Origin of the sequence: Halalkalibaculum roseum, assembly GCF_011059145.1 — a bacterium.
Taxonomy (GTDB): domain Bacteria; phylum Bacteroidota; class Rhodothermia; order Balneolales; family Balneolaceae; genus Halalkalibaculum; species Halalkalibaculum roseum.
Map to the genome: position 1 here is coordinate 115,405 of NZ_JAALLT010000001.1, position 21,515 is coordinate 136,919.

The 21,515-nt window shown below is 43.4% G+C and carries 12 protein-coding genes; 7 read left to right on the forward strand and 5 right to left on the reverse strand.

Going from position 1 to position 21,515, the window contains the following annotated elements:
- Nucleotides 1-93: 93 nt before the first annotated feature.
- Complete coding sequence (locus G3570_RS00470; protein ID WP_165138086.1) at nucleotides 94-1,224, reverse strand: Gfo/Idh/MocA family protein; 1,131 nt, start codon at nucleotides 1,222-1,224, stop codon at nucleotides 94-96.
- 305 nt (nucleotides 1,225-1,529) lie between these two features.
- Between G3570_RS00470 and G3570_RS00475 the strand changes: the two genes are divergently transcribed.
- From G3570_RS00475 to G3570_RS00495, 5 genes are read left to right on the forward strand one after another with little or no spacing between them, the layout of a single operon-like run.
- Nucleotides 1,530-1,970, forward strand: coding sequence for a hypothetical protein (locus tag G3570_RS00475; RefSeq protein ID WP_165138088.1), 441 nt, complete (start codon nucleotides 1,530-1,532; stop codon nucleotides 1,968-1,970).
- A 58-nt stretch (nucleotides 1,971-2,028) separates the two neighbouring features.
- A complete protein-coding gene (locus G3570_RS00480; RefSeq protein ID WP_165138090.1) occupies nucleotides 2,029-3,267 on the forward strand; it encodes a TolC family protein in 1,239 nt (412 codons plus the stop codon).
- 4 nt (nucleotides 3,268-3,271) lie between these two features.
- Nucleotides 3,272-3,568, forward strand: coding sequence for a hypothetical protein (locus tag G3570_RS00485; protein WP_165138092.1), 297 nt, complete (start codon nucleotides 3,272-3,274; stop codon nucleotides 3,566-3,568).
- Between the two features lie 44 nt (nucleotides 3,569-3,612).
- Complete coding sequence (locus G3570_RS00490; RefSeq protein ID WP_165138094.1) at nucleotides 3,613-5,265, forward strand: efflux RND transporter periplasmic adaptor subunit; 1,653 nt, start codon at nucleotides 3,613-3,615, stop codon at nucleotides 5,263-5,265.
- Nucleotides 5,266-5,286: 21 nt separating this feature from the next.
- Nucleotides 5,287-8,385, forward strand: a complete 3,099-nt coding sequence (locus tag G3570_RS00495) for an efflux RND transporter permease subunit (RefSeq protein WP_165138096.1) — start codon at nucleotides 5,287-5,289, stop codon at nucleotides 8,383-8,385.
- A 250-nt stretch (nucleotides 8,386-8,635) separates the two neighbouring features.
- On the opposite strand, the gene G3570_RS00500 is transcribed toward G3570_RS00495, so the two are convergent.
- The 3 genes from G3570_RS00500 to G3570_RS00510 form a co-directional block, all read right to left on the reverse strand.
- The gene (locus G3570_RS00500) at nucleotides 8,636-10,930 is read right to left on the reverse strand and encodes a protein kinase domain-containing protein (RefSeq protein WP_282958210.1); all 2,295 of its coding nucleotides are present in this window, start codon (nucleotides 10,928-10,930) and stop codon (nucleotides 8,636-8,638) included.
- Between the two features lie 372 nt (nucleotides 10,931-11,302).
- Nucleotides 11,303-11,932 (reverse strand): DUF4386 domain-containing protein, encoded by a 630-nt coding sequence (locus G3570_RS00505; protein ID WP_165138100.1) that lies wholly within the window; start codon nucleotides 11,930-11,932, stop codon nucleotides 11,303-11,305.
- 33 nt (nucleotides 11,933-11,965) lie between these two features.
- Nucleotides 11,966-12,499, reverse strand: a complete 534-nt coding sequence (locus G3570_RS00510) for a GNAT family N-acetyltransferase (RefSeq protein WP_165138102.1) — start codon at nucleotides 12,497-12,499, stop codon at nucleotides 11,966-11,968.
- A 365-nt stretch (nucleotides 12,500-12,864) separates the two neighbouring features.
- Between G3570_RS00510 and G3570_RS00515 the strand changes: the two genes are divergently transcribed.
- Both G3570_RS00515 and G3570_RS00520 read left to right on the forward strand, forming a co-directional pair.
- Complete coding sequence (locus G3570_RS00515) at nucleotides 12,865-15,192, forward strand: protein kinase domain-containing protein (RefSeq protein WP_165138104.1); 2,328 nt, start codon at nucleotides 12,865-12,867, stop codon at nucleotides 15,190-15,192.
- Nucleotides 15,193-15,551: 359 nt separating this feature from the next.
- The gene (locus G3570_RS00520) at nucleotides 15,552-18,182 is read left to right on the forward strand and encodes a serine/threonine-protein kinase (RefSeq protein ID WP_165138106.1); all 2,631 of its coding nucleotides are present in this window, start codon (nucleotides 15,552-15,554) and stop codon (nucleotides 18,180-18,182) included.
- Between the two features lie 155 nt (nucleotides 18,183-18,337).
- On the opposite strand, the gene G3570_RS00525 is transcribed toward G3570_RS00520, so the two are convergent.
- Nucleotides 18,338-21,259, reverse strand: a complete 2,922-nt coding sequence (locus G3570_RS00525; RefSeq protein WP_165138108.1) for a bifunctional serine/threonine-protein kinase/formylglycine-generating enzyme family protein — start codon at nucleotides 21,257-21,259, stop codon at nucleotides 18,338-18,340.
- Nucleotides 21,260-21,515 lie beyond the last annotated feature (256 nt).

Here is a 21,515-nt window from a genome sequence, read left to right on the forward strand (position 1 = left end):
ACTCCATCCACGACCCAAAATCGTTTCGGATTTTGAACATTTGTGCTTTGGAATTGTTTGAATTTTGAAGCTGAAACTTGTCTTTTGCGAAGTTTAAAGTTCAATCCACTCCTGTCCATTCTCCGACGACTCCATGATGGCCCTGACGATGCGGATGTCACGAAGGCCCTCTTCACCCGGGACTATAGGAGCTTTTCCCTCTTTGATGGCTAAGGCGTCGTCATCCATCTGCAGGGCCTGCTGGTTGCAGCCGCAGGGGCGAAGTTGGGTGCCGTCACTGGTCTCTCCCTGCACCCCGGAATAACTTTGCATGGGACTCAGCCGATACCAGCCATCAGTGCATTCTACATCAAGATAGTTGACTGACTTGCCGAAAGAGGTCTCACCAGTGGCCGTGACGCCTTCGGGAAAACGTAGCTCGAACTCGGTAAACTCATCTACTTCGCTATAAACAGCGCGTTCTGACCACTGCCTGCCTCGAACAGCTATCGGTTCCAGCCCCGTAGCATAACGGGCCCCGTTGATGGCATATACCCCCATATCATAAAGCGCCCCACCGCCCATCTCGGCATCGTCCCGCCAGCTGTCAGGTCCCGGCCTTCCGTTGTAGCCGGCCCCGGCCCTGACAGATTGCACGGTTCCATAGGTCTCATTTTCCCCATAACGGATGATGGTTTGGGTATTGGGCTCATGTTGCATACGGTAACCGACGGTGAGCTGCACACCGTTGTTGTCAGCCGCTTCGATCATTGATCGGCACTCCTGCTCATTCATGGCCATCGGTTTCTCACACCAGACGTGTTTACCGGTTTCTGCAGCTTTGATGGAATACTCGGCATGCATACTGGGCGGCAGAACAATGTAGATTACGTCAATATCATCATTATTAGCGATTTCTGACATGGTTTGGTAGTTGTAGACGTTGCCGTCTGGTATGCCGTACTTATCCTGCCATACCGGGATCTTCCAGGGAGAACCCGTGACGATACCGCGCAACTCGCAGTGCTCGGTCTGCTGCAGGGCCGGTGCCAGCTGTCCGGTAGCGTAACCCCCAAGCCCCACGAGCGCCACTCCCAGCTTTCCGTTGGAACCGTTTGAGGTTTTAGATTTGGAGCTGGAAAGGAGTAGGGACGGGAAGCCGGAAGTCACGAGGCCCGTACCGCCGAAGACCAATCCTGCTTTTCGGATGAAGTCCTTTCGTGAAATGGAATCGTCAAAACTCATGGCGAGAAGATTTTAAGGTGTACAGGTTAAGCTGTGGTGCTTTTGTCGAATAATGACAGATAACTATAAAATGCTCAATAAGCAATCTGTATAGAGCACGGGTGCCACTGATTGGGCATGGTTTTCAAGGGTTGATTTTTCTAAGTATACCGCTACTAATATCTTCCCTGTAAACCGTTTTCTAATTGAATAAAGTTGTCAGTCACCAACATTATTCACAGTAATCCGTTTTGTAAAATTATGTTGAATTCACTTTTCTCTTGCTAACGCTTTGATATTAATACCCTTTCTAGCTATCCTTTGGGGTGTTTAAAGGTCACAATCATATCATTAAAACCACTAATGGTCTGCTGGTCACAGCAGCAATCCTTTTCTGTGTTCTCTTTGGACAAGGGGCTCATCTTCATGATTTAGACATCCACATTGGTAGTCAGCTTGACGTCCATGCTCATGTTCACGCTCATGAAAGTCATGGCGAGCATACCCAGGCTGAAAACAACCGGGAAAACGATAATCACCGGCATGAGGTAAATACATCCGATGATATTATTGGGACGTTAACCTCTTCAATCCAGGTAGATCCTGATATTCAGTCATCCATTGCAATTGGTTTTGATGCCGGATCTGATGCCTTCAAAATAACTCTTCGTCAGTCACCGACTCTGTATGATTTGCCACCTCCGAGGCCTGCCGGTAATCAATATCACCTCTCTTCTTTTTCACTACGCGGCCCTCCTGCAGCATAATTTTCCTTTTTAGGGACTTTATTTCCTAACCGTATCAACTAATTACAATTTAACCACCATGACAAGGTATATTCGGTGGGCCCTATTGCTGGCATTATTTCCGGCGTTGGTCCATGCACAATCTTCAACTATTTCGCTTGACGAAGCCGTCGAGCTTTTTGAACAAAACAGTCTTCAGCAAGAACTCTCCCGCTATGAACGCTTACGCAGGCAGGGAGAAGCGATCCGATATAAAGCATATCCCAATCCTTCATTCAGCGTAAACCGGGAGCAATTAAATGCGGGAATAGTTGAGTACCATGAAACAACCTACATGGTATCTCAACCTATTCAGTTGTTGGGTCAACCTTTTTTGCGCAATCGTAGTGCTTCCAAATCTCAAAAGGCGGCGGAGCTTCAGTTTGAATACGATCGGCTTCAACTGATCAGGCAGGTAAAATCTTTGTATACCGAATACTGGCAGCTATCTCGAAAACTGGAAATCCATAATCAGGCGCTGGATGTTATTCGCAAAGCCCGTTCGGCTGCTAAGGCTCGTCAGGCGGAAGGCAGTTTCTCCGGACTGCAGGTGCAGCGATTTAATGTAGAGCTCAGTCGTTACCGAAAACAACGGGATGAAGTCCAACTGAATCGTGAGCAGGCAGGCAAGCAACTGGCCACCTATTTGTTTTCGGGGCAAGAGTTGGATACCCGGATACAGGTTTCTGATAGCCTGATGGTCGTTCCCATCGACCTGCAGGAACAAACACTTATACAATATGCGCTTGCTAATCGGGCCGACCTTGCAGCTTTAAATGAGATGGTCGATGCCTCCGAGCTGCAGTATAAGGTTGAAAAACGAGATCGCCTGCCCGATCTGAATCTGAATGTAGGATACAAAGAACAGTCAGACGGGGCGGAAGGATTTGTCATCGGTGGGTCTTTAAAGCTCCCCATATTTAACAGGAATCGGGGTAATGTAACAATCACCCAAGCACAAGCCCGTTCGTTCCAGACCGACCTTACACTAAAACAGCAAGCGGTACGCAACCAGGTTTCAACAGCATTCAAGCGAGTTGAAATGGTATTCGACCGGTGGCAGGCGATGCAGGAGGAAGCAATGGATGTTTCAATGCTGGGAGCAGCCCGGGCTGCCTACCAACAGGGGCGATATTCGCTGGTTGAACTTCTCGATGCCACCCGGGCTTACATCGATGGAAAGGCCATGGTCTACGAAACCATAGCTGACTATAATCAGGCACTCTTTGAACTAAACGTACAATCTGCAGGACGAATTTCTAACTCTCAAAACAAATAATACTATGAAACGCTTACTACTTATTCTTTCAATTGCAGCAGGATTAACGATAACCGGATGTGGCTCGGATGATTCCGAACACAGTCATGGCGAAGACGGGGATCATACTCATGAAGCTCCGGCTCAACAATCAACTACTGACGATAGCGACGCCGTCCGTATTGGGGGCGGTGACCAAACATCAGGCCAAGATTCAACTCATACCCATGATGAAGATGCCGACCACAGTCACGAGGAAGATGGGGATCATACCCATGAAGAGGAGACCCATTCACACGGAGATGAGGAGCACAGCCATTAATTCTCATCCATCCAAACAACTTATCTCGAACAAATTTTGATGCAATGAAAAGACTTATAACGTTAATAATACTTTGCACATCCCTGGTGATGGCGGGATGCGGGGGTGCCGGTGACGAAGCCCATTCGCATGGTGAAGAAGGCGATCATACTCATGAGCCGACCACACAACAGGCCGGGGAAGATCATGGTCATTCCCATGATGGAGAATCGGATCACAGTCATGGGGATGGAGAACCTCGACTGGAAGGAGCCGGTGTCATTACGCAATGGACGGATAAAACCGAACTGTTCATGGAATATCCTGAACTGATTGTAGGACAGGAAGCTACCTTCGCTGTTCATCTGACCCGACTTTCCGATTTTCAGCCCATTTCTGAATCTGAAGTACAGTTTGTGTTTAGCTCAGAACGCGGCAATGAGGGGGCTCTTACCGAAACGGAGGTTCAAATTCCCGGAATATATGGTCCTGATGTTGTCTTTGAGCGAGCAGGAAGATACGATCTGACCATCATTATTCAAGGAATGGTTGACGATACGCTACAGGTCAACGGCATTCCCGTTTATGATTCTGCAGAAGATGTGCCTGCTACACATGGGGAAGAAGATCCTAACCTGATCACTTTTCTGAAGGAACAGCAGTGGAAAATTCCCTTTGCTACCCAAGAGGTAGGACGTCATACGTTATCTGAGAGCGTTGATGCGCACGGAGAACTCAAACCGGTTCAAAGCAAAGAAGTCGTTGTATCCGCTCCGTTTTCAGGGATTATTCTGAGCAGTGCCAATCAGAGATTGCCCATTGAGGGACAGAGTATCAATAAAGGTATGTCGCTGGTGCAACTGAATCCATCCATACAATCGGCGGATGGGGAAAACTACGCCCAGCAGTTTATTAATGCGCAATCTCAATTGTCATTAGCCGGGAAAAATCTGGAACGCTCGAAGCGATTATTTGAAAAAGAGGCCATTCCTGAATTAGAGCTGGAAAAAGCACGGATCGAATATCGTCAGGCGCTCACCCAATTTCAGACGATTAATGAGATCGCCCAAATTGACACGGCGTCGGTGGATACCTATGGCGAATCAGGGGGATCTTATCGTTTTGAAATGAAAGCGCCAATTTCCGGTACTGTGATTGAATCTTTCATAAGACCGGGTATGCAGATAAAAGCCGGAGAACCTCTGCTTAAAATTGCCGACTTGAGCAAAATGTGGTTGAGTGTTCATGTTCCGGCTGCAGAGCGAAATGCAATTCAGAATCCGGGTGATGCTGTATTCTACGTGCAGGGCAATGAGAAAATGTATGGTATGGATGAGGTAAACGGACGTTTGATCAGTGCCGGAAAACAGGTAGACCCGCAAACCCGAACACTTTCGCTTCTATATGAAATTGATAATAAGGAAGGGTTGCACAGCGGACTCTTTGTGACCGCCGAGATCGACACCGACCAAAAAGAAAACGTGATCGCTATACCGGAATCTGCGCTGATCGAGGAAGAAGGCAATTTCGTAGTGTATGTGCATGTAGCCGGTGAATCATTTGAAAAACGTGCCATCACGACCGGCATCATAAACCGGGGATGGGTAGAAGTCCTCTCCGGTCTGAATGAAGGCGAACATATCGTCACAACCAATGCGTATCAGGTCAAGTTGGCTTCATTGTCTTCCGAAGCACCTGCACACGGACATACTCATTAAAAAGACTCAGGAAAGTAACCTATGTTAGATTCAATAATCAGAGGATCGTTAAGATACCGACTGGTCGTATTAGTGAGCTCAGTTGTGCTGGTTGCAGCAGGTATTTACATCGTGGACCGTATGCCGGTGGATGTATTTCCAGATTTAACTGCTCCCACCGTAACGGTGATGACCGAAGCACATGGAATGGCACCGGAAGAAGTAGAACGATTAGTAACCATACCCGTTGAGACTTCCGTGAATGGAGCTACCGGGGTACGCCGGGTTCGCTCATCCACCGCCAAAGGTATATCCATTGTGTGGGTAGAATTTGACTGGGGTACCGATATTTTCAGGGCCCGTCAAATTGTAAATGAAAAATTGCAGCTGGTATCAACCAGTCTACCTGAAGAAGTCCCCCCGCCAATTATGGCACCTATCTCATCCATTATGGGCGAGATCATGCTGGTGAGTGTGGACAGTGATAAGCATTCAGAACTGGAAGTGCGAACGGCTGCTGACTGGGATATTCGCAGGCGACTGCTGGCTATTCCAGGTGTCGCCCAGGTGATACCCATCGGGGGCGGACAAAAGCAATATCAGGTACGGGTTAATCCCGAAAAGCTGAAGCAATACAATATTACGCTGCATCAGGTATTAAAGGCTACCGAACAGGCCAATGAAAACTTCTCGGGTGGTTTCTTCAGAGAATACAGCCAGGAATATACCATTCGCGGGATAGGACGGGCGTACTCGGTGGATGATCTTGAGCAGTCGGTGATCACTCAGCGAAACAATATCCCGGTTACCATCGGTGATGTTGCTACCGTTGAAATAGCAGCGGCACAAAAGATCGGAGATGCCTCGGTTGATGCCGAACCGGCGGTAATTATATCCATACAGAAACAGCCGGGTACGAATACCTTAGACCTCACGGATCGGGTAGATGAAACCCTGGCTCAAATTGAGGCCGGTCTGCCGGCAGGCTTTGAGATCAACACCCACCTGTTTCGTCAGGCTGATTTTATTGAGCTTGCGATAGATAATGTGGTGGAAGCCCTCAGAGACGGTGCTTTTCTGGTCATTGTGATCCTCTTCTTATTTCTCGGGAATTTCCGTACCACCCTGATATCACTCACAGCTATTCCGCTTGCACTGATCTTCTCGATTTTTGTGCTGGAATTCTTTGATATCACCATCAACACGATGACCTTGGGTGGGATGGCGATTGCCATAGGCGTGATTGTTGATGATGCCATCATTGACGTGGAGAATGTGTTCAAGCGGCTCAGGGAAAATTCGAAACTTCCGGAAGCAGAGCAAAAACCTGCTATTGACGTCGTTTTTGAAGGTTCCAAGGAGATACGGACGTCCATTATCAATGCCACGCTGATTATTATGATCGTGTTTATTCCCTTGTTTTTCTTAAGCGGAATTGAAGGACGCATGCTGCAGCCATTGGGACTTGCTTATATCATTTCCATTGGTGCCTCGCTAGTAATAGCTATGACTGTGACCCCGGCCTTGTGTTATTACCTGCTCCCAAGTCAGGCTCCGAAAGGAAAGCTGGAGGAGAGTTGGTTTACCAAGAAATTGAAGTCAGGATATGAACGTATACTGAACACTGTACTTCGATTTAAGAAAACCATTCTGACCGGAACCCTGGTGTTGTTTCTTGGAACTCTGGTAATTGTTCCTTTTCTGGGACGTTCTTTCCTCCCGGAATTCAATGAAGGTACGCTGGTGATCAGTGCTGTCACAATTCCGGGGACTTCACTAGGCGAATCCAATGAGATCGGTAAACGTATTGAGCAGATTCTGCTGGAGCACACGGCTATCACCTCTACCTCACGACGAACCGGTCGCGCCGAACTGGATGAACATGCTCAGGGCGTGAATGCTTCCGAAATCGATGCCGAACTGGATATTCCTGAGGGAAGCACTAAAGAAGAAGTTTTGGCTGAACTTAGGGAAGAACTAAGTGTGGTTTCCGGGACTAATATTACCATTGGTCAGCCCATCGGGCACCGTATTGACCATATGCTTTCCGGTACACGGGCCAATATAGCTGTGAAAATCTTCGGAACTGATCTGTTCAGGCTTCGAGCTTTGGCAGAAGAAGTGCGCGGTCAGATGGAAACGGTCAATGGAGTGGTAGATTTGTCAGTGGAGCAACAACAGAACGTTCCGCAGATACAGATCCGTCCGGATAGAAGAGCATTGGCCCGGTATGGTATAACCATTCAGCAACTTGCTGAAATGGTAGATGTAGCTTTTGCCGGGGAGGTCGTTTCACAGGTATTGGAAGGCGATAGGATGTTCGACCTGCTGGTTCGTTTTGACGAGGACCACCGGGGCAGTATCGAGGCTATTCAGAAGGCCACTTTCAACCTGGAAGACGGGACTATTGTTGCACTGGCAGAATTAGCTTCAGTTAGATCAAGAAGTGGTCCTAATACCATTAGCCGGGAAAACGTACAGCGGAAGATCGTGGTTTCAGCCAATGTTGCCGGAAGAGATATGAGGGGTACGGTGGATGAGATTCGCGCCAATGTATCTCAAAATATTAGCTTCCCTCAAAGCTATTTCGTGGAATATGGCGGCCAGTTTGAAAGCGAAGCTCAAGCTACTCGGACGATTTCATTGCTCAGCATTATTGCCATAGCGGCCATTTACCTGTTGTTATACCTTGAGTTCGGTTCACTTAGAACGGCATTACTGGTGATGGTAAACCTGCCCTTCGCACTTATCGGTGGGATTTTTATTGTCTGGTTTACAAGCGGTATAGTATCCATCGCATCCCTGGTTGGTTTTATTACCCTCTTTGGTATCGCCACACGTAACGGGATACTGATGGTTTCGCACTACCAATACCTGCGTTGGGAGGAGGGTAAAACCTTTATTGAAGCAATCCGACAGGGTGCGATGGAGCGGCTCAATCCAATACTGATGACAGCCCTCACTGCCGGTCTCGCTTTGATTCCGCTGGCCTTGGCCGCCGGTGAACCCGGAAATGAAATTCAGTCGCCCATGGCGCAGGTGATTCTGGGCGGACTCATCAGCTCCACCTTGCTAAACATGATTGTGATTCCGGCCCTGCTGGCACAATTTGAGAAAAATGATTCTGTAGCGTTTTCCTAAGTTTTTACCTGCGGAAACCGGTAATTTAAATCTCGATATTATACGACTGGGTTTTCCCAGAGGCTGTTACTGCACGACCTCGATAATCAGTCCATTCAGTTTTATCCGTGTTCTAAAAGTTTACTTAATTACTTGGCCTTTAGCTGTTTTATAAGGGAATCTGGTTGGGAATTTCATGCATTTTACCTCCAGAAATTGTTTTGAAGCAGGTGGGGCATGTTTTCCCATACTAATTATAGATCGCAATGAATTATTCCGGATAATCCATGCGGTTAAACAGATCGATAAATCTTGGATAATCACGCAAACCGTCAAAAAGAGGTTCTGTTAGCATATTTGGCAGCCAAGGCTTACGTTGCTCATAAGCTTTTTCCAGCCACTCAATAGCTTCCTCATTTTTACCTTGTACATGGTATAAGATTGCAACAAAAGTAGGACTCTTATGCCCATGTTCCTTTTCCACTTCTTGGGAAATAGTAGCACAGGTTTTTGTTTGCTCATTTAAACAATATCCCACTGCAGAAAGCCATTTAGAATGGAGATCATAAACCGGGGTATTCACAGATATGGCTTTTTTTGCCATTTCGAGGACCTTGTCCCCTTTTCCTTGCATCCAATAAGCCAATCCCTTGTTGTAATATGCAAGACCATATTCAGAATCCAGTTCAAGAACTTCATCCCAAACATTATGAGCCTCCTCGTAGCGGTGCATATTAAATAATACCCATCCAACCATGCTTTTAGCCATCAGAGATAACGGGTTTAACTCTTCTGCCTTTCGGGCCATATCATAGGCTTCTTCAAATCTCATAGTTTGACGCAGTAGCTGGGCATACCACTGATATGCCATAGAGTTATTCGGATTTAGCTCAATTGCTTTTTGAAAAGCTTCCTCTGAACTTTTCCATTCCCATTCTATCATTTTTGCAATACCTAGAGCTGCCTGAGACTCAGAAAGGTTCGGATTCAACTCAACTGCTTTATAAGCTGCTTCAATGCCTCTGTTAATAATTACAGGATCTTGTATCAGTTGAGCTACTTCTGCAAATGCTGCATAAGCTTTGGTAAAGTTTGGATCTCTATCAATAGCTTCTTGAAAATACTGTATTGCTTTATCCATGTCTTTGCCGGTGCGTGTGGAATAATAGCGACCTTTAAGGTAGATATCATAAACCTCCGGACTGGGTCTGTAGGGTTGGTTCTTTTGGAGAACTGTTAACTCACTACTTTGATCAACAGTATTTAATGTTTCACCAATTTCCCGGGCAATTTCTTTTGCTACATTGCCCTGAAGTGAAAAAACATCTTCATGTTCTCTTTCGTACGTATTTGTCCAAATATTCTCTTCTGTTTCAAGGTCCACCAGTTCAGCTGAAAAACGAATTCGATCTTCAGCTTGATATATCGACCCTATAACTAATGCATCTACCTCAAGTTCTTGTCCAATTTGAGGTAGGGGTTTATTGCTATTTTCAAAGTACATTGACGAAGCCTGGTTGATAACTTTTAAGTGAGGATATTGGCTAAGTTCGCTAATCAATGCACCGTGCATACCTTCTATAAAGTAATCTTGTTTGGGATCTTCAGATAAGTTTTTGAATGGAAGTACAGCTACAGAATTGATCCCTGTTGAAAAACCAATGAAAGTGTAAAGAACAACTGAAATTACAAGCAACGAAATGAGAACTGTTGTTATCAAAAGAGGTTTAGTTCTACTTTTGCTCCAAATAGAAGCTTGAGCTCCGGTATTTTTTAATAGTTTGATTATTACATCAAAACTGCTGTATCGTTTTCGCGGATCTTTACGGAGGCACGTACTAATAATTTTTGAAAAATGTGATGGAACACCTACAGAAACTTCTTCCAAAGGTGGGGGTTCCTTATTCAGAATGGAATAGAATAGACTGGGCTTATATTCACCTTTGAATGGCAATTCCCCTGAGAATAACTCAAAAAGTAGCACACCATATGACCAGATGTCAGTGCGTTTGTCAATCTCATTGCCCAGTATCTGTTCCGGAGCCATATAGTTAGGCGTCCCCAGGCTTTTATTGGCATTGGTACTATGAGTTTCTCCGGAAATATGGGCTATCCCAAAATCCATGACTTTGACGAGTCCATCTTTATTTATCATGATGTTACTGGATTTCACATCCCGATGGATAACCCCTTTTTGATGCGCGGTTTCAAGCGCATTCGCTACCTGTAGTGCTATTTTCTTTTTCTGCTTTAGAGACAGGTTGCCGGTTTGGATAAGCTTTTTGAGTTCAACTCCTTCCACATATTCCATCACGATGAAAAATCCCTTTTCACAATGCTCCAGTGCATGAATCTGGGTTATGTTAGGGTGATTAAGCGCGGCGGAAGCACGCGCTTCGTTGTGAAAGCGTTCACGGGCAGGTGGATCCCATGTGATAAAATCAGGAAGGAATTTTAGGGCGACGTTACGGTTAAGTTTGGTATCTTTTGCCAGATAGACTTTACCCATCCCGCCTCCCCCGAGTCTTTTGATAACACGGTAATGAAGGATAGTTTTCCCGGTCATGGGTCTAGATTTTGCAACCCAAATTAAAACAACAAAGTACTCTCCTAATAAATAATAGTTATTTTAGGAGTAAAGGTAAATTATTAAGGCTTATACGAAAAGTTGTTTAACTATATATAACATAATTTCACTATTAATCGCCTAGGAAGTCAAAAGAAGTGCCGGGTTTCAATCTATCCTTTCAACATTTAATGAGCATGAAGTCAGCTTTATAAACGGGTCATACAAGGAGCTCTATGGTTGGTCGAAAGGGTGTCGGAACATTCAAAATCATAATATCCTTTTCTCTACAGGCTAGGTAATTTCATCTCTAATGTTTTCCTGTACCTTAGATGCCTGCAAAATCGAATTGTTGCACGTGTTTTCTTTCAATCAATTAATTGTTGGTAGTGTTTCCCTTCTTACAATTAACCAGATGCTAAGTGAGAGTTCCGCTATCCCCATTATTAACATGATAAATGTCATTAGTGAGCTGGGTAGATGCAAATCAACAGAAAATACGATGTAGGTAAATGATGCAAGAATCAGTAATAGGCCAAGGCTTTTAGGTATATAGCCTGAGTTGAAAACCGAATAACCAAGAACAAAGATGTGCAGGGCAAAAAATATGTATCCAACAAGTTTTATGGAGGCATAGCTGTATACATCAATAAATTGAAATACAAGAGCTAATAATCCAATTATCAGAATAGAAGCATATAGCAGTCTGAGAACACCGACAATCATTGCAAGTTTCTTATCGGACGGCTTAAGTACAACATATAATGCGAGACCAATAATAAAATCAAGCGTGAGTACGAATAGATAACCGGCAACTGCATAACCAAATAACTTACCAATTGCTTTAATATCCTTGGCTAAAGCTGCTGTATCTCCGGGTATTACAAAATTTGCTAATAGAAAATCATCAATTAGCGTCACAACGAAAACGGAGGTTATAAAAGCAATTCCTACTACGAGAGCAGCTTTTCTTGGAGTCTGATTAGAAAACAGGTTTTTCATATTAAATTACCATTGTTGCAGCCAATCCGGTTATCACTGGTATTTACCTAAGAATGTTTTTCTTTTGAGGACCATCATCATAGCAGGGCCATCCGGGGTATTAATTTGGCCTGCTTTCTTAAATCCCACTTTTTTGTAGCAACGAATAGCTCGTTCATTATCAGGTTTTGGGTCCACGCGAACTTCAGTGATTTCCGGATTCTCAAATAGCTGTTTCACAAACTCCGCTATAAACCTGCTCCCGATTCCTTTGCCTAAATTATTTTCCTCAGCAATGAATTGATCAATTCCCAAAACTCCCTTTTCTGGTTTATCGGGCCACCAGGCTTGATTAATCCAGGCATGGTAAAACTGGATATATCCTACCGGACTATTATCCAAATACACTAAATATGGTCTGGCGTCATCCTCACCGAAAATACGAGGTAAATATTTATCTCTAATTCGCTCGATAGTTATCTCCTCTTCTCTCCACCATTTTTGAAGATGAGCTCTTGATAGCCAGTCAGCAAGCATCGGGAGATCTGCTTCCGTGAGTGATTTGAATTTGAAAGATGGCTTCTTCATTGATCTATCGGTAAGGCAGAATAAGAGTTTCGTAGATAACGGGTGTAAATAAGTAAATGTAATTGTATCCCTTCCTTCAAACCACTGTTAGAGTAAATATCTCTGGCAGATGTGATCAATTAAACTTGTCATAGTCAGAAAATGGTTAGTACTAAATCTGAGAGCTGACTCAGCATAAGTTGAATGTTCAAGTGCCCCACACTCATTTAATAATATAATTAGACCTCAATATCTATTTTTTACAAACTGTACTCGCTTTTAAAATAGAAAATACATAACTATCAGGTAGACTTGGAGAGTTAAACCTTTGAGAATGTTGGTGAGGGTTAATTCGCTGCTTTTATAAATAGAGTAGAGAGGAGAAGATGATAGGTCATACTATCTCCCATTATACGATCATTGAGAAGCTTGGCGAAGGCGGTATGGGGGTGGTTTACAAAGCCCATGATAGCCGACTGGATCGAACCGTTGCCCTTAAATTTCTTCCCTTCTTCCAAACACACGATGAGCAAAACAGAAAACGCTTTCTGCAGGAAGCAAGGGCGGTAGCAGCTTTGAATCATCCAAATATCGCGACGGTATACGAAATTGATAAAGCGGATGATCAATATTTTATTGTGATGGAGTTTTATCAGGGCAATACTCTTCAAGGGAAAATTCTTGAGAAATCCCTTACCATTCGAGATGCACTACTCATAGCTCTGAAAATCGCTAACGGTCTTCATAAAGCGCATAGCAAAAACATTATCCACAGGGATGTTAAACCTGCCAATATCATCTTCTCGGAAGATGATGAAGTCAAGATAATCGATTTCGGACTGGCAAAACTTGCAGATCAGTCTATGCTGACTGTAAGCGGTACAACAATGGGTACTGTCTCTTATATGTCTCCTGAGCAGTTGGAAGGTGCCGGTGTTGATCATCGAACAGACATCTGGGCGCTAGGGGTATTGTTGTATGAAATGCTTTCAGGCGAGCGCCCCTTTGCCGGACAGTTTGCACAGGCTATTATGTATTCCATTACCAATGAAGAACCTGAGTATATATCCAAGGTTCGCCCGGAAGTACCCCTTCAAATCGAATCGATTATCAACAAAGCCCTTCAGAAAAATCCTGAGAAGCGTTTTGAGAATATGGAAGAAATGGAGGCTGCACTGCAAGAAGCATTGGAAGAAATGGATAGTGGTGTAAGTCATCCACGGTCCGGTTTCAAATTGGGTCGAAAGCAAAAAAAGGCTGTCTATATAACTTCTGTAATGATGCTTTTATTAGCCCTAATTGCAGCATTCTTTTTACACAGTCCCAAGGTACATGAACAACCGGTTTCTATTGCCCTGTTACCTCTCGATGACCTTTCAGTCAATGCAAGCCAGGAATGGTTTTCTGATGGGATGACAGATGCACTGATTACTGATTTAGCCCGAATCAGTGGAATCAGAATCATTTCCAGATCGTCTGTTACGAGATATAAAGGCACGGATAGAACGGCATCTGAAATTGCTGCCGAATTGGGTGTTGACTATGTAATAGAAGGAACCGTCCTGGAATCAGGTAACCAGGTAAGAATTAGTATACGTCTGATTGATGCCCAAAAAGACGGTTATTTATGGGGTGAAGTCTATAACCATGATCTCAAAAATATTTTGCAATTGCAGGGAGAAGTAGCCAAAGCCATTGCCGCACAAATAGAAGTACAACTCACTCCCTTTGAACGAAATCTCCTAACAGATAGAAAAGATATAAACCCCAAAGCATATGAAGCCTATTTGAAGGGTAATTATCACCGATGGCAACTTTCAGAAGAAGCTCTTGATAAGGCTAAGGATTATTACGAAATGGCGATTGAAATGGATCCTGATTTTGCTCCTGCCTACAGCGGGGTGGCATTTACTTATTTATCGAGAGCCCAATCCGGTTATGTCTCACTCAATGATATCATTGAACCGGCCGAAATTGCCCTTCAAAAAGCATTAAAAATTGACAGTACGATTCCAGAGATTCACAATATGTTGGCTGTGTTTAATGCCTGGGTCTATTGGAACTGGCAGAAGGCTGATGAAGAATATGCAAGAGCTATAGAATTAAATCCGAATTATTCGGAAGCCAGAGCCGTTTATTCGCATCTGCTCTTCATTTTAAAGCGCGAAGATGAAGCTCTTTACCACATTGAAGAAGCCCTGAAAATGGATCCCTACAACCCTCTTTTCCAAGCTATGTACAGCATGGACTTGATGTATTTAAAACGATATGATGAGGTTATCGCGAGAATGGAAAAGAATTTAGAAACCTCTCCGGGGAATCGTGTTTCATTAGCAACACTGAGATCCGCTTACCACCAGAAAGGAATGCATGAGGAGGCCATAGACATATGGCGTAAAACATTTGAAGAAAATAATGATCCCGAAGCCAAAGAAGTATTAACCAATTCTTATCAACGGGATGGATATGAAGCAGCTTTAAAGAATGTAGCTGAGCTGTATATTCGGCGCTCCAAAAAAGAATATGTAACCCCCTGGCAAATAGCCACATTATATGCAAGAGCAGGAATGAAATCTGAGTCGTTGGATTATCTGGAAAAAGCTTTTGATGACAATGATCTAAACATGCCCTACATAAGTGTGGATCCCATCTTTGATTACATGCGGGATGATCCCAGATTTATCGATTTGATCAAAAAATTGAATCTGTTATAATTTGCCTGAGGCAAAACTTTGATTCGGGAAATACTACTTCTCAAATATTCTCAGAGATCCCTTCCAGGCCACAGAAATGATGTGTAAAATAGTCTTCAATTTTAGGAGTGGCCTAAATAGGAATGGCTTTATTTCTATATGCAGATGTTAATATAGTGTCTATATAATAATATTGTGATCATCTACCTTGGCGGCTTTTGATAAATACTTCAATTGTTTTCAAGCGAATATTTTTGGTTTAAAACAGATTGGTTTTATTCAGTTTAAATCCAATTTAATATTGTAAATAAAGCCAAATATCATAAATTGATGGTTATACGACTATCTATCTACTCCAATCTTTTAGCATTATCGGTACCATGAAGGGGAAGCGAATATCTAAATATCTGATTACAGAGAAGCTCGGCAGTGGAGGCATGGGTGTGGTTTATGAAGCTACTGACACTATGTTAGACCGTACTGTGGCCTTAAAATTTCTTCCCCCTCATCTGACAAATGATGAAAATGCCAAGAAACGATTTTTTCAAGAGGCTAAAGCGGCTTCAGCACTGGACCATCCTAATATTTGCACAATCCATGAAATCGGCGAAAGCAGTGATGGCAGCCTGTTCATAACGATGGCATATTATGAAGGTGAGTCTTTGGAAGAAAGTCTTAAGAAAGGTATCCCTGAATATGAAAAAGCATTGGATATCGCAATTCAACTGTCAAAGGGCCTAGCTTGTGCCCATCAGTCAAGTATAACCCATAGAGATATTAAGCCGGGTAATATTATGATTACCGAGCGAGGGGATGTTAAGATTGTTGACTTTGGCTTGGCTAAGCTCGCAGATACAAGTCAGCTTACTAAAACCGGTGCTACTGTTGGAACAGCTGCTTATATGGCGCCTGAACAGATCAGCGGTGGCACTGTTGATCAAAGAAGTGATATTTTTTCTTGCGGTACGGTTTTATATGAATTGTTTACCGGGATCCATCCATTTAAGAGTGACTATTATCACGGTATTATGTACGCGGTAATGAATGACGATCCGGCCCCGGTAAATGAAATTAATCCCGACCTACCGGTTGAACTGGCTTGGATCATAGAAAAGGCATTGGAAAAAGATCCCAATGATCGATTTCAGGATATGGATGAAATGGTTCAATTTCTTGAATCGCTTAAAAGCGGAAATGTCGAAAATAAGAAATTGGCTTTCGAAAAGTTGGGAATGGAATTATCTAAGCCGGAATCTTTCTTTTCAAAGAGTCGCAGGCGATTATTAACCGGATTGGGAATTGCGATCATTTTATTAGTAACCGCCATAATTATCTGGAATCCATCGGTCGTACCGATACCCGACAATAATTTCATTTCCGCCTCCACTATTCCGGTTAATAAACAAATTGCGGTACTCCCATTTCGTATTATCGGTGACCAACCCGAAAATGAATCCTTTGCTGATGGTTTGGTTGAAATACTGACCAGTAAATTATCTCAGCTTGAACAGTTTCAGGACCAATATTTAGTGGTTCCAACCAGTGAAACCAGTTCCAGGAATATCAGAAGTGCCGGCGAAGCCCATGAAGCCTTTGGAGTAAACCTTGTTGTAACCGGAAGTATACAACAACTTGAAAGAGGAGTGCGAGTGACGATCAATTTAATTGATGCACAAACTCTGCGGCAGCTCGATTCAAAGATTATTGATGATACTTTTATTGAGAAGTCTGTATTACAAGACGAGGCGGTTTTTAACCTGGCCAGTATGCTTGAAATAGAATTACAGCCGGAAGCCCGACGCATATTGACTGCCGGGGGCACTTCTGAACCCGGCGCCTATGAATTTTACCTCAGAGGTATCGGCCACCTCCATCGCTTTGACCAAATAGATGAGATTAATGCTGCAATAGAACAATTTAAGCGATCTCTGCAGGAAGACCCAGAGTTCGCTCGGGCTTATGCGGGGTTAAGCGATGCTTATCTTACTCTTTATCGGCGTACTGAAAATACGGAATGGCTGGAGCCGGCAATTGAAAATATTGATAAGGCCATTGAGATTACAGATGAGCTCTCTCCTGTTTTCACAACATATGGACTGTTATTAATTGAGAAAGGGGAATACGAAGAAGCCCAAAAAATGCTACAGCGTGCCCTCGAGATTGACCCAGTCAATTTTGAGGCCTACCGCGGGCGTGCGAGAGCCTTTTTGGCACAACAAAGAGTTACGGAAGCAGAGGCTACCTATCACAAAGCAATCGAAATGAAGCCTGATTATTGGGCCGGATACTCCGAGCTGGGTGTTTTCTATTATCAAAACGGGAAATTTGAGAAGGCTGCAGATCAGTTTCGTATAGTAACCGAGCTGACACCCAAAAATGCCAGTGCATTTCGAAACCTGGGAGGTATTTATTATTACCTGGGCAGGGAGGAGGAAGCTATAAAAGCCTTTCATAAATCTGTTGAAATTGAACCGAATTACGGTGCCTATTCCAACCTTGCAACCTTGTATTATTCTAATGAGGAATTTAATGAAGCCGCAGGGATGTATTCCAAAGCTTTGGAGCTGAACGATAACGATTACAGGGTTTGGAGTTATCTTGCCAGTGCCTATAAACGATCAACACCTCCGCTAGAGGACGAATACCTTGAGACAATGCGTAAAGCTAAAGATCTGGCGGAAAGGAAGCTTGAAGTTAACCCTCGGGATCCTCAAGTGCTTGTTAGCCTTGCCGGCTTTAATTCTGCATTGGGCAATAAGGAAACTGCCCAAAAACTGTTGGCCAGAGCTGTTAAGTTGGAACCCAGTGACATCAATGTTCAAATGAATATCGGTACAACATATGAGTATCTGGGGAATCGTGATATGGCCCTGAAATGGATAGAAAAAGCATTTGAAAACGGGTACCTTTTAGATGAGTTTAACAAAAATACCGATGTCAATTTATCTGAATTGCGAGAAGACGTCCGTTTTGTTGAAATCATTAACAGGTACTCCGATTCAAAAGAGTAACCACAAATAAAAAAATGAGTAAATATGTCAGTTGATATAAAAATTGATGAAGGTGTGCCAAGTACGAACATAGATACCGACAAGCACTTTCGATTTAAGTCTTGAAATTGGGACTGGAGGTATAATAATTCTAAAGAAATAAACCTTTGACTTCCCTATTGAACCGGACCAAGATATTGGTCAAGCCAAGACAAGGATTCTTTTACGTACTCAATCTTTGGCGGTATATGATCTGTTTCGTAAGTAATCAACTTTTTATGCTCTACCGGCGTACCAAGCAGATCAAACATAGGTTTTATGGAGGTATTATACGGATTTAAAGAGTCATAAATACCGTTTAACATTAGCGTAGGGGTTTCTACACGCCCTATATAATTGATCTGATTCACTTCTGGTCGCCCGAGTTGAGACAGTGCCCCGGAAATCAATATGCTCGCTTTTAAGCGATCTTCCACGGCCGGAATAATGGCACCAAGGTTACCTCCCCAACTCATTCCGTAATAGGCAATTTTCTCATTATCAATTTCCTCCCGAGTATTAAGGTAGTCAACACTTCTTTTGAAATCCTTTACAACCTGAGTAAGGAATTCGGTGTACATATGAGCATTCTCCAACAAATTACTGATTGCCAAGTGGTCTCTTCGTCGTTCAAAAGTACCCTGATAAACGGGATAGAATACGGCTCTTCCGTTTTTTAACAGGTAGGACAAAAATGTCGGAAATTCATAGTATTCAACCATGTTTTCACTGTTAGGGTGATAAAGAGACCCGACACCTGGAAAATAGATAACAGTTTGATACGGTTGGGGTGCATTCTTGGGTAAAAACAGATGTCCGATTATACGTTCTCCTGCATATGCAGCATTAAATTCCAAGCGTTCATGGATCCAGTATTCAGATGTAGTATCACGAGATACTATTTCACTGTCTAACGGACTTGGATCATAGGCAAATTGATCTTTATAAATATTGAAAATCTCGTTTGAAACAGGTTCCTGTTCATAAAAATTAAATTCAGGGGGAGCCTGGAATGGGTCAAAGGCTGCTTTAGGAATGGATGCTTCATCCGGATAATAGGCAAGCCGAATACCATTAATTGATGATCTATCAAATGGCGGGGCTTGACTTGGCGTGGAAAATGTATAGGTATTATCACTCCATGCACCGCCGCGTATCAATTTTCCGTATTGTGTTTCATTCCAGCACCATTCCCGTACATTACCGGCCATATCATATGCACCATAAGAGGTGTAACCCGGCATTGATCCAACTGCGACAGGCCCATGTTCACCAAAATTATTAAATGGAGCGAATACCGCGAACCCACCCATTTGAGGAAATCGGATAAGAGGAGTGCTTTCGCCCCTTGCTAAGCCCCAGTGTGTGCCGGTAGGCAGGCTCATACCTTTATAAACAGCATAAGCTGCTGCCTCATACCAACTGATTCCCGATACAGGATAATCGCCTTGTCCTTCCGGGTAGCTTCCTTCCTGCCAGGTAGATGGGCCGGGCCTTTCGGTCTGATCAACAAACTTTGAGATGGCATTTTCCCAACTCAATATTTGATCTTCGTAAATAAATTGATGTTGCCAATACGCTTTGTTACGATAACCGCCATCATCAATAAATTCTTTAAATTCTTTGTTAGTTACTTCAAAACGCCCAATAAAAAAGTCGTCAAGCTTCCCTATGGGTGTATCAGTACCTTTTACACGTACCATTCCTGCCGGGATGCTGCCTTCTTTATCCAGTTCTCTGAAAAAGTCATTGGGGACAAATAAATCGCCCGTCAGGTTGGCATCCCATGTAGCTGCTGCAGCCAGAACGGTATCATAACCTTCTTTCTCTACCTTCCACCGGAAGATACCTATAGGTACCCTGATACTGTCAATAGGAGAAGTCCCAAGATACCTCCATTCATTGTCCGGATGATTATAATCTTTCACATATACAGCCGCACCCTCGGGATCCGTATGTACATTTATGTATAATGAACTTTTATCAAGGAGGGCGGTGAGTTTAGGATCATTGGGAATATACTCTTCTGCTTGTGATGCCAGAGTATAAATCTCAGAGTAATCGCTCCATGTTCTTTCGGCAAGTAGTTCAATTTTTGGCAGGGCATCTTGTCTAGCCCACTGAATGTTAGCCTGCCGCTGGTACAACCAAATTCCTCCAATGCAGAGCATCACCAAAATTACACCGACGGATACAAAACCAACGGGCTTTTTCAGTAGAGATATGATATCATTTCTAACAGGAGTATTCCCATACAGATTTTCCAGATCTTCCAACATATTGTTGATGGATGCATAGCGATCTTTTACGTCCTTCTCCAGAGCACGATGAACAATTCGAGCCAGTTCCTTCGGAATTTTTGGATTGATATCTCTGATTGGTTGAGGCTCATCGTTGATAATGGAATATATTACCGCCTGCTCATAATTTCCCTTGAATGGCCGTTCACCGGTTAACATCTCATACAATATGACTCCCAGCGACCAAATGTCTGTTTTTTGGTTGACATCTTTCCCGGTGGACTGCTCCGGAGACATGTAGGAAACGGTTCCTAGAGTTGTTCCTTCAGTAGTTAGCAGGGTTCTACCCTCCAGTTTAGCCAGTCCAAAGTCAACAATCTTTACCTCCCCATCTTCTGAAAACATAATGTTTCCCGGTTTGATATCCCGGTGAACAATATCCTTAGAGTGTGTTTTAGATAATCCTCGAGCTGCCTGAATAGCGATCTCTACAGCATCATCAATCGGAATGGGGCCTTCATTAATTTTTTCTCTCAATGATTTGCCCTCATAACATGGCATTATGATGTATAGGCGATCATCTTCTGTTTCCCCAATATCATAAATGGGGCAGATATTTGGATGGTCTAAAGAGGAAGCGGTTTTAGCTTCCAGCATAAACCGGGTTTTAACATCTTCGGTTTGACTCAGATGAGGAAAGAGAAACTTGAGTGCAACAAACCGATCAAGCTTGGTGTCGAGAGCTTTGTAGACTATGCTCATCCCACCACTGCCCAGCTTGCTGATAATCTTATACTGATTAATACTTTGACCAATCATAACCGATATGTAATCCACCCGGTTATGAAGCCGGCTACCAACCGGTTGGAATTTCAGAATAATTCAATATTAGAAATAATCCCATTAAGAACAACAGTTTGGAGTTATCTAATCAGGCTAGGGGGTCAATCTGGTGGCATTAATGATTAGTAGGTCCGGGCGGAATTCCTTTAAATGAGAAGTTCAAATGAATAATCAGATTCAATTAAACCGTTCAGACCGAGTTAATGGAATATTAAAAAGGTGATTGCAGCTT